This window comes from Schaalia odontolytica, assembly GCF_002847525.1.
Lineage (GTDB): Bacteria > Actinomycetota > Actinomycetes > Actinomycetales > Actinomycetaceae > Pauljensenia > Pauljensenia odontolytica_B.
This window is the reverse complement of record NZ_PKKM01000002.1, coordinates 176,047-191,120: the sequence shown is the minus strand read 5'-3', so window position 1 is coordinate 191,120 and position 15,074 is coordinate 176,047. Positions and strand designations below refer to the sequence as shown.

11 protein-coding genes are annotated in these 15,074 nt (G+C 66.3%); 9 read left to right on the top strand and 2 right to left on the bottom strand.

The genetic code is table 11. The features are described from left to right. Window positions 1–30: 30 nt before the first annotated feature. On the bottom strand, window positions 31–861 hold the full coding sequence (locus CYJ22_RS01975; protein ID WP_101600684.1) for a CPBP family intramembrane glutamic endopeptidase: 831 nt from the start codon (window positions 859–861) through the stop codon (window positions 31–33). Window positions 862–1,184: 323 nt separating this feature from the next. Here CYJ22_RS01975 and CYJ22_RS01970 point away from each other — a divergent pair, with 323 nt between their 5' ends. The 9 genes from CYJ22_RS01970 (at window position 1,185) to CYJ22_RS01930 (ending at window position 11,379) form a co-directional block, all read left to right on the top strand. Continuing rightward, window positions 1,185–2,843: an FTR1 family iron permease gene (locus CYJ22_RS01970; RefSeq protein WP_101600682.1), complete on the top strand. Its 1,659-nt coding sequence runs from the start codon at window positions 1,185–1,187 to the stop codon at window positions 2,841–2,843. Window positions 2,844–2,899: 56 nt separating this feature from the next. Further along, window positions 2,900–3,526, top strand: a complete 627-nt coding sequence (locus tag CYJ22_RS01965) for an iron transporter (protein WP_101600679.1) — start codon at window positions 2,900–2,902, stop codon at window positions 3,524–3,526. A 135-nt stretch (window positions 3,527–3,661) separates the two neighbouring features. Beyond that, window positions 3,662–4,981: a DUF2318 domain-containing protein gene (locus CYJ22_RS01960; protein WP_101600677.1), complete on the top strand. Its 1,320-nt coding sequence runs from the start codon at window positions 3,662–3,664 to the stop codon at window positions 4,979–4,981. Window positions 4,982–5,002: 21 nt separating this feature from the next. Next, the gene (locus CYJ22_RS01955; protein WP_101600675.1) at window positions 5,003–6,268 is read left to right on the top strand and encodes an ABC transporter permease; all 1,266 of its coding nucleotides are present in this window, start codon (window positions 5,003–5,005) and stop codon (window positions 6,266–6,268) included. 5 nt (window positions 6,269–6,273) lie between these two features. Continuing rightward, the gene (locus CYJ22_RS01950) at window positions 6,274–7,458 is read left to right on the top strand and encodes an ABC transporter permease (RefSeq protein ID WP_101600753.1); all 1,185 of its coding nucleotides are present in this window, start codon (window positions 6,274–6,276) and stop codon (window positions 7,456–7,458) included. 8 nt (window positions 7,459–7,466) lie between these two features. Further along, window positions 7,467–8,252 (top strand): ABC transporter ATP-binding protein, encoded by a 786-nt coding sequence (locus CYJ22_RS01945; RefSeq protein ID WP_176748711.1) that lies wholly within the window; start codon window positions 7,467–7,469, stop codon window positions 8,250–8,252. Continuing rightward, the gene (locus CYJ22_RS01940; protein ID WP_101600672.1) at window positions 8,249–8,824 is read left to right on the top strand and encodes an FMN-binding protein; all 576 of its coding nucleotides are present in this window, start codon (window positions 8,249–8,251) and stop codon (window positions 8,822–8,824) included. Before CYJ22_RS01945 ends, CYJ22_RS01940 begins: the two co-directional genes overlap by 4 nt. An 88-nt stretch (window positions 8,825–8,912) precedes the next feature. Continuing rightward, the gene (locus tag CYJ22_RS10370; RefSeq protein WP_165782115.1) at window positions 8,913–10,100 is read left to right on the top strand and encodes an FAD:protein FMN transferase; all 1,188 of its coding nucleotides are present in this window, start codon (window positions 8,913–8,915) and stop codon (window positions 10,098–10,100) included. A 712-nt stretch (window positions 10,101–10,812) separates the two neighbouring features. Then, the gene (locus CYJ22_RS01930) at window positions 10,813–11,379 is read left to right on the top strand and encodes a hypothetical protein (RefSeq protein ID WP_243390433.1); all 567 of its coding nucleotides are present in this window, start codon (window positions 10,813–10,815) and stop codon (window positions 11,377–11,379) included. A 646-nt stretch (window positions 11,380–12,025) separates the two neighbouring features. Here CYJ22_RS01930 and CYJ22_RS01925 read toward each other — a convergent pair. Beyond that, window positions 12,026–15,070, bottom strand: coding sequence for an FAD-binding and (Fe-S)-binding domain-containing protein (locus CYJ22_RS01925; protein WP_101600668.1), 3,045 nt, complete (start codon window positions 15,068–15,070; stop codon window positions 12,026–12,028). Window positions 15,071–15,074: the final 4 nt, after the last annotated feature.

Genomic DNA, 15,074 nt, shown 5'->3' with positions numbered 1-15,074 from the left:
AACTGGGCGGGGCGCTACCGTAAACAGCAATCAGGCGCTCTGCGGCAGTGTTGGCACGAGGAATATGACAGCGACCATGATCGAGTTGTTGAGTGCGTGGTATATCCACGAGTAGGCAATGTTCTTGCCGGATTTGACGTACACGAGCGTCAAGATGATGCCGACGGGCAGGTACATGGTCATGTCCTGCCACTCGTGGCAGTGCATGTAGGCGAAGAGGAATGCAGAGATTGACCCGAGAAGCCAGGTCGGTGCGTACGGGCTCAGCTTGCCGATCAGGATGTGACGGTAGAAGATCTCCTCAACCAAGGGCATGCCAATTGCAACGAAAAAAGCGAATGTGAGACCGAGAGCGCTGTCGGATAGTGCGCTGACGACCCCCTGCTGGTTCTGTGCGACCGGCGGGTTCGGACCATAGATTGCGAGGCGTATAGCACCTTGGGTCATGGTGATGAGCAGCCATAGGCCCAACAGGAGTGCAATCTTGCGCACGGGACGCCTGCACAGGAACGAGAATGCGGATAGGAACTCGCGCCCGAAAAATGCCAGCGCCATCACCAGGAAGATTGAGTCGAGTATGACGTTGACGAGGGTGGCGTTCCATGACGCGGGGAAGATTGATGTTGGGATGATGTCGAGCAGGAAAAATGAAGCGTAGGGGATCCCGAAGATTGCGATGCGCACCCAGTCGTCGCGCGTGAGGTGCTTGGGGGACGAGGCTGGGGCGGCCTCGGTCGGAACAGCCGCGCCGGGTAGGGGTGTGGGCAAGGGCTCGGTGACTGTGGGCCCCTGCGGGCTCGTCATCGTTGCTGGAGTGGTGCCAGCTTCCTCTGTGGGGGACGCGCTGGGATCGGGAGGCATGGATACCGAACCGCTTTCTATGTAACTATCGATGCCTGAGGATTATGACAGGATTTTAAATTCTTTTGCAAGTTGGCGCCCTTGTGGGATGTTTGTGTAGTTAATGTGCCATTTTTATGGCACCGTGTCAGCAAGCGATCGACCTGGGTCTTTCGTCCCCCAAGGGGGTCATGTCTCCGCGCTAAACACGGTCACGGCATGGTCACAATTTAGGACGACCTAAACGGACTACTTTTCACCTGGGCGAGATGTGGCTACGCTCAATGCTTAGGAATTCCATCATCCCGGCGTTACCTAATCGCCGGATCGTCAGGAGGCAAGCGGTGACAGTGCTTCGCGCTCACGCGCATAATATTCGCGCTCACGTACACAACGTCGGTCAGCGACTCAGTCGCGTCCTCATCGTCGCCGTGATGGCGGCTCTGGCCGTGGCGATGTTCGCCTCGCCCTCGCGCGCCGCGGATCAGACGTGGAGTGATGTTTCGGCCACGATCAATGGCCTGATCGACGAAGGTGTGTCCACCTACAAGGCGGGCGACGCCAAGGGCGGCAAGGACAAAGTCAACGACGCCTACTACAAGCACTACGAGATCACCGGCATGGAGAAGCAGGTCATGGCCCGCATCTCCGGCTCGCGCGTCTCGCAGGTGGAGATGGAGTTCTCCCTCCTGAAGAAGGCCATGAGTGACGCCGACAGTGCGGGCGTCGATAGCCACGCTACGACCCTCAAGCAGTACATGGTCGAAGACGGCGCGTCCCTGGATGGTGTGGCCCCCGGGTCGGCAGCCCAGGCCTCGTCGGATGATTACAGCCCCGGCGCGTGGGGTGAGGTCGCCAAGACGATCAACGGCATCCTCGAAGACGGCGCCAACGCCTACAAGGGCGGCGACGCCAAGGCCGGTAAGGACAAGGTCAACGAGGCCTACTACAAGCACTACGAGATCACCGGCATGGAGAAGCAGGTCATGAGCCGCATCTCCGGCTCGCGCGTCTCGCAGGTGGAGATGGAGTTCTCCCTCCTGAAGAAGGCCATGACCGACGATGACTCGGCGGCGGTCGACCAGCACCTCTCGACGCTGACGAACTACATCCGCGAGGACGCCAATAGCCTCGACGGCTACACCGGCAAGGCTGCCGACAAGACCACTGACAGCTCGGGCACCTCCCCGTGGATTGCCCAGTTCCTGCCCTCCCTCCTCGTGATTCTGCGCGAGGGCATGGAGGCAATCCTCGTCGTCGCCGCCGTCCTGGCTTACCTGGCCAAGGCCGGCCACAAGAACAAGGCCCCCATCGTGTGGGGCGGCGTGGTCCTCGCCTTCGGCCTGTCCATCGGTCTGGCCTTCCTCTTCAGCTACGTCACTTCCCTGGCGGGCGCAAACCAGGAGCTCCTGGAGGGCTTCGCGGCGCTCTTCGCGGTCGCCATGCTGATCTGGGTCTCCAACTGGATGATCAACAAGTCCTCCAACAAGGCATGGGACGAGTACATCAAGAAGCAGACGGACGCCTCGCTGAGCAGCGGCTCCCTGCTGGGCCTGGCCTTCATTTCCTTCCTCGCGGTCCTGCGCGAGGGTGCGGAGACGATCCTCTTCTACGTCCCGATCGTCACCGCCGCGGGCGACAAGGTCCACTACGTGTGGATCGGCCTGGCGGTCGGCCTCGTGGCCCTGGTCATCATCTACCTGCTCATCCAGTTCGCGGCGGTTCGCATCCCGCTGCGCCCCTTCTTCACCATTACCTCGCTGCTGATGGCCTTCATGGCCTTCACGTTCACGGGTTCTGGTATCGGGGAACTTCAGGAGGCGGACGTCGTGTCCCTGACGCCCATCTCCGGCTTCCCCACCATTGACCTCTTGGGGATCTACCCCCGAGTGGAGAACCTGGCCGCGCAAGCCATCGTTCTCGCCATCATCGTCGGTCTCTATTTCTTCGGAAAAGCTCGCCTCGCCCGCGAGGCCGCCGCCCAGTCGCGGGCCGGGGAATGACACCCCCCGAGCGACACCGACGTTTCACCCAACCAACACGCACAGGAGATCATCACATGAAGCGCTCTCTGTTCCGCGTCGGCGCGGCCCTGGCCACGCTGGCCCTCGCAGGCACTCTGGCGGCCTGCTCCAACAACTCCTCCTCGTCCTCCAGCGAGAAGCCCGAGGCCTCGTCCTCGGCTGACTCTGCCGCTCCCGCCCCCGGTGAGGACGCTGGCTTCGAAGAGCAGCCCCTCGGCGACGAGGTCCACGTCGGCCCCCTCGTCGTGGGCGGCGTCTACTTCCAGCCCGTCGAGATGGAGCCCACGATGGGCACCCCGGCCGCCGAGTCCTCGATGCACATTGAGGCCGACATCGCCGCTGCCGCAGACAACAAGCTCGGCTACGGCGCGGGCGACTTCGTCCCCGGCCTGACCGTGGACTACTCGATCAAGGACAAGTCCGGCAACGTCGTCCAGGAGGGCACGCTCATGCCGATGAACGCGTCCGATGGCCCGCACTACGGCCTGAACCTGCCCAAGCTGGACGCCGGCACCTACGACGTGTCCTTCATGATCAAGCCCCCGAGCGGCTGGCTGCTGCACACCGACAAGACCACGGGTGTTGAGGGCCGCTTCTGGACCGAGCCGCTCGTCGCCGAGTTCCCGGATTGGCAGTGGGATCCCACGGCCGTCTCCTGGTGATCGACGCACACTCTTCGCGGGGCCGAGGCAGTGGTACTTTGTAGGACCGCTGGCCTCGGCCCTCGCCCCGTGAGGGGACTAGAATCGATACCGTAGCTACGACTTCGGTGAACCTTTACTTTGGGAGGAAAGCCAATGCTTCAGCAGATGAGTGAAGCAACCCTGACGTTGCTGTTGACGATGCTCGCGCTCGGCGCCGTCATCCGCTTCATGCCCGCCGCCGGGCGTGGTCGCCGCGGTAAGAAGGCGCGCTCGGTCGCCGTGTGGGCCGGTATCGGCCTGGGCATGGTCTCTTCCCTGGCCCTGACGATCATTAACGTCGAGGCCCCTAAGTCCGTGAACCGCCAGACCGTTGGCCTGTTCACCCTCCCCGTCGTGATCGTCCTCGCGGTCCTGTTCCTCGCGCTCATCGCGGTGCGCTCGCGCCGCGTGCGTTCCCTCCTGCCCGGTGACGCCGACGACGAGGCCCGGGCGGCCTCGTCGATGGAGACCGCGGTGAGCGGGGATACCCTCGTGCGCATCGTCGGTGCCCTCTACATTGCGGCCGCCCTGTTCCGCGCAGTCCCCACGGCCATGAACCAGGCCGTCATGATGCTCTCGGGCGGCGTCGAGATCTACTCGACCCCGGTCGTCCTCGCGCTCGTCGGCTACGTGCTGGCGTGGGTGCTCGTCTGCTTCGTCGCCTGGGTGTCCTACCGCCTGTGCTCGTGGAACAACCGCGTGTGGCCGGCGGCCTTCATCCTGATCTCGCTGCTGGCCAACCACGCCCTGATGATCGTGCGCATCCTCAAGGCCAAGCGCTGGATCGCGATTCCGAAAGACGCGTGGAACGTCATGTCGTGGTTCATCAACCACGAGGCCATCTTCACGATCGCCGCGGGCCTGGCGCTGTGCGCCGTCGTGGTCCTCACCTGGCTGGCATCGCGCTCGATTCCGACCGTCGGGGCTAACCCGGCGGAGGGACGCCTGGGCCGCGCGCGCTCGCGCCTCTACAAGTCCATGGCCGGCACCGCCGCCCTCGGCTACCTGTGCGGCGCGCTGCTCATCACCGTCGGCGTCGCCTACGGCAGCCAGGAGATCGAGCTGTCCCCGCCCGAGTCCTTCAGCGTCGTCGACGACCAGGTGAGCGTCAACCTCGCCGACATCTCCGACGGTCACCTGCACCGCTTCGAGTACACGACCTCGGGCGGCGTGAAGGTACGCTTCATCGTCATCCAGAAGTCCGGCTCCGCCTTCGGCGTGGGCCTGGACGCGTGCGAGATCTGCGGCCCGTCGGGCTACTACGAGAAGGACGGCAAGGTCATCTGCAAGCTGTGTGAAGTGGCGATGAACATCGCGACCATCGGCTTTAAGGGCGGCTGCAACCCGATCCCCATCGACTACAAGGTCTCCAACGGCACGCTGACCGTGCCGATCTCGGCCCTCGAGGCCTCGGCCTCCATCTTCGCGAAGTAAGGCTCACGCGTGTTTTTCCGAATGCTCCGCGGTGCCCTCACGAGACGCGGTAACCGCCACCTCATGATCGCCCTCACCGTCGCGCTGGGCGCCTGCGTCGCCACGTCCATGCTCTCCGTCATGTTCAACGTGGGCGACAAGGTCAACCAGGAACTCAAGTCCTACGGCGCAAACATCGTGGTGCGCCCGCAGGGCGCGGCCGTCCTCGACGACCTCTACAGCACGGGCGAAGCCACCGAGGCGCGCTCCTACCTGCGCGAGGACGAGCTCGGCAACATCAAGACGATCTTCTGGACGTACAACATCCTCGACTTCGCGCCCCTGCTGAACGTGTCCGCCACCGACGCATCCGGCGAGCACGTGCCCACGACCGGCACGTGGTTTGGCCACCATCTCGAGCTGGCCACCGGCGAGAGCGTCGAGACCGGCCTTGACAAGCTGCGCGGCTGGTGGGGCATCGAGGGCTCCTGGCCCGCGGACGACGACGAGGACGGCGCCCTCGTCGGCACCACCTACGCGACCGCTCACGGTCTGACGGTCGGAGACACCTTCACCCTCACCCGCGAAGGCATTACCCGCGACTTCACTGTACGCGGCATCCTCACCAGCGGCGACGACGCCGACCGCGGCGTGTTCATCCAGCTTCCGCAGGCCCAGGCGCTCCTGAACCGCGAGGGCGTCGTCGGCAGCGTCGAGGTCTCCGCCCTGACCACGCCGGACAACGACCTGGCCCGCAAGGCCGCGAAGAACCCGAACTCGCTGAGCGTATCCGAGAAGGAAACCTGGTACTGCACCGCCTACGTCTCCTCCATCGCCTTCCAGATCGAGGAAGTCATGACGGACTCTGTGGCCCGCCCGGTCCGCCAGGTCGCCCAGTCCGAAGGCGTCATCCTGGAAAAGACCCAGCTGCTCATGGTCCTCGTGACCGTCCTGGCGCTCATCGCCTCGGCCCTGGCCATTGCGAACCTGGTGACCGCAGGCGTCATGGAGCGCTCCAACGAGATCGGCCTCATGAAGGCCGTGGGTGCGAAAGATAAACAGATCATCTCGCTGTTCCTGACGGAGACGATCATCGTCGGCCTGGTCGGTGGCGTCCTCGGCTACGGCGGAGGCCTCGCGCTCGCCCAGGCGATCGGCTACATGGTCTTCCACTCGTCGATCTCCTTCGTGCCCGTCGTCGTCGGCCTCGTCGCCGTCCTCGTCATCCTCGTCGTCCTGGGAGCCTCCATCCCAGCGATCCGCTACCTGCTGCGCCTCAACGCGGCGGAAGTCCTGCACGGAAGGTGATGCCCATGTCCAGACGAGCAATGTTCTGGCGGATGGTCACCTCCTCCATCCTGCGCCGCCGCTCCCGCGTCCTCATCGCGATCCTCGCCGTCGCCATCGGCGCGACCACACTGTCCGGCCTCGTCACGATCGCCGTCGACGTGCCGGCCCAGCTGGCCCGCGAGATCCGCTCCTACGGTGCCAACCTCGTCGTCACCCCCGCCGGGGACGTGCCCATCACGGACGAGGCCGTGGCCGCCGCAACCGCCCAGGTGCCCGCGAGCGCTCTGGTCGGATCCGCAGCCTTTGACTACGAGACCGTCACCATCAACGACCAGCCCTACGTGGCGGGCGGCGCCGACCTGGAGGCCGTGCACGCCATGAACCCGTACTGGTTCGTGGACGGTGAGTGGCCCGCTGCGACGGGCCAGGTGCTCGTGGGCGAGCAGGTCGCCTCGACTATCGACGTGAAGGCCGGGGACACGATCACGATCAGCCAGCTGGACGCCGGCGCGTCCTCGAAGGGCGCCGCCCAGTCGGGGGCGCAGGCCTCGGCCCTCAAGGTCGATCCGCGTACCGTTACCCTGACCGTGTCCGGCATCCTCAAGACCGGCGGTAACGAAGACGGCTACGTGTATATGTCCAGACAGGACATGAGCGCGCTGACCGGGCAGACCGGCGCCGTGTCGCTCGCCGAGTATTCGATCGCGCTGGAAGGCGATCAGCTGAGCGCCGTCGCAGACGCGATGAACGCCGCGAACCCGCAGATTCACGCCCAGACCGTGCGCCGCCTCGCCCAGTCCGACACGGGCGTCCTCGCGATGCTGCGCTCCCTCCTCGTCGTCATCACCGTCATCGTGCTGGCGCTGACCATGATCGGCGTGTCCACGACGATGATCGCCGTCGTCACCGAGCGCCGCAACGAGATCGGCCTGCGCAAGGCCCTGGGCGCCACCGCCCGATCCATCACCCGCGAGTTCATGGGTGAGGGCGTCATGCTCGGCCTCATCGGAGGCATCCTGGGCGCCGGGGCCGGCTACGGCCTCGCCGTCCTCATCTCCACCTCCGTGTTCCACCGATCGATCTCCCTGCACCCCGTCATCCTCCTCGGCACGGTCGCCTGCTCGATCCTCATCGCCGTCCTCGCCTGCCTCCCGCCCGTGCGCCGCGCACTGGCCGTCGACCCCGCGCTCGTCCTGCGCGGAGAATGAGAGTCACCATGACCACCTCCACCGCCACCCCGGCCTCGTCGGCCCCCACGGACGCGCTGCTCAGCCTCGAGGGCGTCTCGAAGATCTACGGGGACCTGCACGCCCTCGACAATGTGTCCCTCGAGATCCCGCGCGGCCAGTGGGTCTCCATCGTCGGCCCCTCCGGATCCGGTAAGACCACCCTCATGAACATCGTCGGCGCGATGGACACCGCCACCAAGGGCACCGTCATGCTGGACGGCCACGACATCTCCGACCTGACCGCCGACGAGCTCACCGAGGTGCGCTGCCGCACCATCGGCCTCGTCTTCCAGCAGTTCCACCTCATCGGTCACCTGACAGCCCTTGAGAATGTCATGGTCGCCCAGTACTACCACTCGATGCCCGACGAGAAGGAAGCCCTCGAGGCCCTCGATCGCGTCGGCCTCGCCGACCGCGCCACCCACCTGCCGCGACAGCTCTCCGGCGGCGAGCAGCAGCGCGTGTGCGTGGCCCGCGCCCTCATCAACTACCCCAAGCTGCTGCTGGCCGACGAGCCCACCGGCAACCTGGACGAAACCAACGAGGAGATCGTCCTCGACCTGTTCAACCAGCTCCACCAGGACGGCACGACCCTCATGGTCGTCACCCACGACGCGCTCGTCGCCGAACAGGGCCAGCGCGAAATCCGACTCGACCACGGCAAGGTCGTCAAGGAAACCTGGCACGACCACGATTTCGAACAGCGCGCCTCCGGCCTGGTTCTGCCCGGCCGCGACGGCGACGCACGCAGCGGAAAGGACAAGGTGCGATGACCACGCCCACCACCCCCGACACTCGATCCCGCTGGGTCACCCCGGCCTCGTACGCGGTCCTCGGCGCCCTCGGCGCGACCATCCTGGCCGCGTGCGCGCCCTCCACCGGCCTGGACATGACCAAGCCCATGAGCGACGGCACCTGGACCGCCCAGTCCAACGCCGACGACCAGGGTTCCATCGGCACCATCACCATCACCGTCGAGGGCGGGCGCATCACCGCGACCTCTTACGAGACGACGCTGGCCGACGGCACCGACAAGGGCGCCGATTACGGCAAGAGCTCCTCGGGCGAGGTCTTCAACGAGGACTACTACAAGAAGGCTCAGGCCGCTGTCGCCTCCTACCAGGAGTACTCCGACAACCTCACCAAGGTCGGCGACCCCGCCAAGGTCGATGTCATCACCGGCGCCACCGTCGCTCACCAGCAGTTCGTGCAGGCCGCCATCCGTGCCATCGCCGCGGCCCAGGGCGTCTCCCCGGACGGCGCCGATGACATCAACATCCCCGGCCTGAACGACGCCACCAAGGACGGCGACCTCGACAAGGACCTCGGAGGCTCCGACGGCTGATTTGGCGCGTACCGCCGGCGCGCCGGGGGACGAGGCCGTGGCAGAGTCCCCGGGGTCTGCTCCCACGTGGCGCTCCTCCTTCCCCGCGATGGGCACCCGCATCGACATCATCGGCTGGGGCGGGGACGGCATGGCGATCGTCAATGCTGTCGTGGGCGTCGTTGCGCGCCACGAGGACATGTGGAGCGTGTTCCGGCCCTCGTCCGAGGTGTCGCGGCTCAATGATGCTGTCGCCTCGACTGTGGGCGGTGGCGGCGCGTCCCGCTGCGGGGCCGATTGTGCGCAAGGCGGCCCCGGCCTTGTCGTGAGCGAAGAAACTGACTGCCTGCTGCGCGACGCGCTGGCGCTCGCGGAGGCGACGGGGGGAGCGTTCAACCCGCTGATCGGGCCGCTCGTCGCCGCGTGGGATGTTAAGGCGATGCGGGCCGCGTACATCGCGGGTGCGCCCCTGCCGCCCGCGCCGTCTGAGCGTGTCGTGGAGGCGGCGTTGCGGGCGTCGTCGTGGGGCTTGCTGTCGCGCGTTGGTGAGCGGCGGTGGGTGATGGGTACCCCTGCTGAGTGCGCGGGTGGCGTGGATGTTCCCAGCCCGCGCCTCGACCTGGGTGGTATTGCAAAGGGGTACACCGCCGATGCGTGCCGCGACCTGGCCGTGGCTATGGGGGCGCGTGGTGTGTTGGTGTCGGTGGGGACCTCGTCGGTCTCGGTGTTCGGGACTCGCGCCGACGGTTCCCCGTGGCGCGCGGGCCTGCGAGACCCCCATGGCGGTCCCACGTCGGTCGCTGGCGTCGTGGAGCTGCCTGCGGGCGGCATGGCGTCCCTGTCGACGTCCGGGGATAACCTGGGGCCGCTGGGTGGGGTTCGCGCGGATCCTGTGGTGGGGCGTGCGGCCGGGCCTGTGGTGGGGCGTGCGGCCGGGCCTGTGGTGGGGCGTGCGGCCGGGCCTGTAGTGGGGCGTGCGGCCGGGCCTGTAGTGGGGCGTGCGGCGGGGCCCGTGTCGGATCCTCGCGCGCGTGAAACACGGCGTGAAACATCCCCGGGTGGCGGTCGAGTTTTCGATCACCACATCATTGACCCGCGCACGGGATACCCCGCGAATGCGGGTGTTCGACAAGTTAGTGTCGTGGCTTCATCGGGCGTGTTGGCGGAGGCACTGTCGACGGCGCTCCTCGTCGATCCGTCCATCGATATTTCGGACGTCGCGGCCCGCTGGACCCGCGAAACGAGTGCCCCTGCCTCGGCGAAGGTTGTTGGCCTGGTGCGGGTGGAGCAGGGGTGAGGTAGTACGTCCATCGAATCCGGATTGAGCTGGGCGCACGGCGGTTGAGTATATCGAGGGTTGAGCCTTCGGTGCTGCGTTCTTGTGTGTCTGTTGCGGTCAGATGCGACGTCCGTGCTGAAGGTCTGCACTGGTTAGGGAGCATTACACCATTTAGGGAGCATTACACTGCCTGGGAAGTGGTGTAATGCCCGGCTAAATGGTGTAACACCACTTAGCAACAAGCGTATTTGCGGAGAACGCTGGCGTTTGATCGATATCGACCAGCGATTGTGCCATGAGTGTTCACAGATGCATGCGAGAACGGCAGTTATCCACATACCTTCGGAGCGACTGGGCTTTATCCACAGGTCTGCTCGCGGGTCATGACAACGCTTGTCGTCACGCCGATGATGGGCATATGAACGCTCAATCGTTGACTGTTATTAGGTCTTCGACAGATGGACGTCCTTCAGTGAGGGATCTGTCGTCAGGCAATGTACTTCGTATTCAGCGCGGACGTTACGTCACGATCCATCAAACCGTTTCGCCGATGACCTACTGGGAGATGTGGGCTCTCGTGGCCAGGGCTCGATTACTTGTCGTGAGTGACAGTAGCTCCTGCTCTCCGGTGTTCGTAGGCGCTAGTTCATTCGTTGCGCGGTCGATACCGCTCTGGGAGGCAAATCCCGATGTCGTGATCTGGTGCGCGTCGCGGCATGGGAGGCGCTCAATGCCGGCTGTCACCATGCAAACGGTGACTGTTCCAGCGACGTTCGTGTGTTCGACTGTGAAGAAGCCCTGCGAACGCAGCATCGAGATCGTTGATCGGTTGCGATGTGAATCTGTCGTTGAAGCGGCAGTTCGCATGGCTTGCTATTCGGAACGTCTCAGTGGATTCGTGGCAATTTGCATGGCATTGCACCACGAGTCTCGGTTCCTGTTGCTATCCCAGGGAGAAAGTAGACAACGAGCTGAACGTGTCCGAGGCAAGATGCTTGAATGCTTGGATCTGTATCGGCAACAAAAGGAATGCGTTCCCTACAAGCGTGCACAGTGCCTGATAGCCGCCGCTGACCCGGGCTGCGACAACCCTGCCGAGGCGGCGTTGCTGTGGGTCCTCAAGTCGGTGAGTGCCTTCGAGGTCGTGACCCAGTTCGAGATCGTCGTCAACGGGAGGCGTTATTTTGCGGATATTGCGATCCCGGGACTCATGATCATCTTCGAGTTTGATGGCATTGGAAAACTGGGCAAGGATGATGCTGAGTTCGCGCGGGCAAAGCGTGACTGGATCCAGTGAGAAAACGACTTGCGTAGTGCCGGTTGGAGGATCCACAGGGTCTCTTGGAAAGACTATGAAGACTTCAGTAGGTTACGTGCGTGGGCGATACAACTCCTTCGTCCGCATCAAGTTGCCATCCCTGAGCATGCTGAGGCGCTGTGGGCGTTGCCGACTGAAGCGTGTGATGGCCCGAGTCGACGTTTTCATGTCTACGCTCGATGAGGCCTGCACCGGTTAGGGAGTATTACACCACTTAGGGAGTATTACACTGCCTGGGAAGTGGTGTAATGCCCGGCTAAATGGTGTAACACCATTTAGGAACAAGGAAGAACGCGGTTGCGAGTTCTGGCAGCGGTGCCCCTAGGCGCCGGAGGGACCTGCCACGGTGCCGGTGGGCGGTGGCGGGGCCTGGCCGGGCTTCGAGCCGACGCGTCGAGCCGCAGGCTCGCGGCGTGGACGGCGAGCGGGCGGGCCGCCGCCCTCTGGTGCACACAGTGGCCGGGCCCTATGGCACTCGGAACACCTGTGGCACCACACAGCAACATCGGAGATGGGCCGCCGCCCACCGGCACACAAAGCAGCCCGGCCCCACAGCAAGGTACGACGGTGCCCCGAACAGGAGCAGTGCCCGGAAAACCCGTTGGCCTCGCAGCAAAGCCAGAATTCAGGCGGAACGCCCCGCAAGCAGCGTCGCCAGGTGGACGCCCCCGCGGCCCGCCAGCTGCGCGGCCTGGGTGCGGCACGAGAAGCCGTCCGCCAGATACACAGCATCCGGCTTCGCCGAAAGGGACGGCAGCAGCGAATGGGATGCGACGGCCACAGACAGGTCGTAGTGGCCCGCCTCCATGCCGAAATTTCCGGCCAGGCCACAGCAGCCCTCGAGCCGTGTCACGCGTGCGCCCAGCGACTCGAGCAGCGCCTGGTCCGCGTCCCACCCCATGACGGAATAGTGGTGGCAGTGCGGCTGCGCGACGATCTCGACGCCCTCCAGGCTCGGCAGGCGACGCGCGGATGCGGGCACCGCCGACAGCACCTCGGCGAGGGTGCGCGTCGCGGAAGACACGAGTTCCGAGCGCGGGTCCTCGGGCAGTAGGTCCAGCAGGTCGTCTCGCAGCACCGCCGTGCACGATGGCTCAACGCCGACGATCGGGATCCCCGACGCCGCGAAAGGCGCAAGAACGCCCAGCAACGACGCCAAGTGCTTCTTCGCACCGCTCAGCTGACCCGTCGTAATCCACGTGAGGCCGCAGCACGCATCCGGCGCGACAATCGGCGCAAACCCGTTCGCCTCGAGCACGTCGACGACCGCGCGCGCACCCGCATCGTCCAGGGTCTGGCTAAACGAGTCCGCCCACACGAGCGCGTATGGCCGCCCGCTGGGGTCGCGTGGCCCGTTCAGGATCGGGGAGTCCGACATCGACGAGGTCGGGGCGCCGCCGCGCTCGCGGGCATCGGATACGGCATCCGACGAAGCCGACGCAGGAACACTGCCCGCCAGCAGAGAATGGCGGCGAGCCCACGCGGTGAAGGTGCCGGACTGGAGGGCGGGCATACCTCGGCGAGGATCGAGGCCGATGAGGCGGAAGGCGAGCGAGCGCAGGGGCGCCACCGACATGACGGCATTCGCGACAGTAGCCAGGCCGGGCACGCGCGCGGTGACGCGGGTGAGGCGCGGCAGCCAGCCGAGCGTGTAGTGGCTAAGGGGGCGCATGCGGCCCCGGTAGGTGCGGAACAGCGCTTCGGAGCGGTAGCGGGCCATGTCGACGCCGGCGGGGCAGTCGGCGGAGCAGGCCTTGCAGGCCAGGCACAGGTCGAGTGCCTCGAGGACCTCGGGGGAGTCGATGGCCTTGACGAGCTGCGAGTTCGCCGCCTCCTGGAGAATGCGGGCCCGGCCGCGGGTCACGTCCTTCTCCTCGCGCGTGGCCAAGTAGGACGGGCACATGAAGGTGCCGGACACTCCCGCGCGGCATTTGCCGACGCCCGTGCAGCGGTGGACGGCGGCCGTGAAGTCGCCGCCGTCGTGGGTGAAGGCGAAGCCGCCGTCCGCGGGCATGGGGCGCGCGGCGACGCGGCGCAGGTTTGCGTCGAGGGGGTCGACGCCGGGCTGGAGCTCGAGGGCACTGCCCGAATGGCCGGCAACACCGGCAGCCCCGGCATTCCGCGCCCGCGCGCGGGAGGAGGCCTCGGCCTCGTCCATGGGGGCGGCGAGCACCCCGGGGTTGAGGAGGTTGTCCGGGTCGAAGATGTGCTTGACCCGGGCGAACAGGTCGAGCATCTCGGGGGAGTACATGAAGCGCAGGAGTTCGCCGCGGGCGCGCCCGTCGCCGTGCTCGCCGGAGACGGAGCCGCCGTGGGCGGCGCAGATGCGGGCCGCGGACTGGAGGAAGGCGCGCGAGTGGGCGACGCCCTCCGGGGTGTCGAGCGGCATGGCGAGGCGCACGTGCACGCAGCCGTCGCCGAAGTGCCCGTACAGGAGCCCGTCGATGTCGAACTCCTCCATGAGGGCGGTGAAGTCGCGCAGGTACGCGCCGAGGTTTTCGGGCGGGACGGCCGCGTCCTCGAAGCCGGGCCAGGCCTGCTGGTCACCGCCGCCCGCGCCATCAGGCGGGGTGCGCCCGCCCAGGCCCGCACCGTCGGCTCGGATCCTCCACAGGGCCGAGGCCTGGGCCCCCGGTGGGTACACGACCGTGTCGATGGCGGCGGAGTCGGCGCACAGGGCGCGTGCGCGCTCCAGGGAGGCGGTGACGTCTTCGCCGGGGGCGCCGACTTCGACGAGGAGCCAGCCTTCGCCCTCGGGCAGGGCAGGGACGGCGCCGGGGCCCTTGTGGGCGCGCACGACGTCGACGAGGCGGCGGTCCATGCCCTCCACGGCGAGGGGGGAGTGGGCGAGCAGCGCGGGCACATCGTCGGCGGCCTCGATCATGGAGCGGTAGCCGAGGGCTGCGAGCACGGGCGCGTCGGGCAGGGGCACGAGGCGCACGGTGATGGACAGGATGAGGACGAGGGTGCCCTCGCTGCCCGTGAGCATGGCGGCGAGGTTTCGTCCGCCCTCGGGGGTGAGGTGCTCGAGGGAGTAGCCGGAGACCTGGCGCTTGAAGCGACCGAGCTGCGTGCGGATTGGCGCCAGGTTGGAGTCGATGAGGGAGGCCAGCCCCGGCACGTCGCGAAGTGCCGAATCGTGCGAGGTCGTGGCCGTGAATCGGTGCCCCTGCCCGTCTACGCAGTCGAGGGAGACGATGTTGTCGGAGGTGCGTCCCCAGGCGGTCGCGTGTGGGCCGCACGCGTTGTTGGCGACCATGCCTGCGATCGTCGCGCGGTTCTGGGAGGAGGGGTCGGGGCCGAAGCGCAGGCCGTGCTTGGCGGCGGCGGTCTGGAGGGTGGAGCCGACGCAGCCGGGCTCGACGGTGGCGGTGCGGGCCTCGGGGTCGATGGAGATGACACGGTTCATGTGTCGCGAGAAATCGAGGACGAGGCCGGGGCCGATCGCGTTGGACGCGCACGAGGTGCCGCCGCCTCGGGCGGTGAGGGGTACGCCGTGGGCGCGGGCGAGGTCGAAGGCCGCGACCGCCTGCTCGGGCGTGCGCGGGAAGGCGACGGCTAGGGGCGGGATGCGCGTGAGGCCGGCGTCGGAGGAGTAGCGCGCTCGCGTGCCGCTCGAGGCGTCGACGTCGATGAGTGCGCGCAGGTCCGTCAGGAAGCTCTCGCTCATGGTG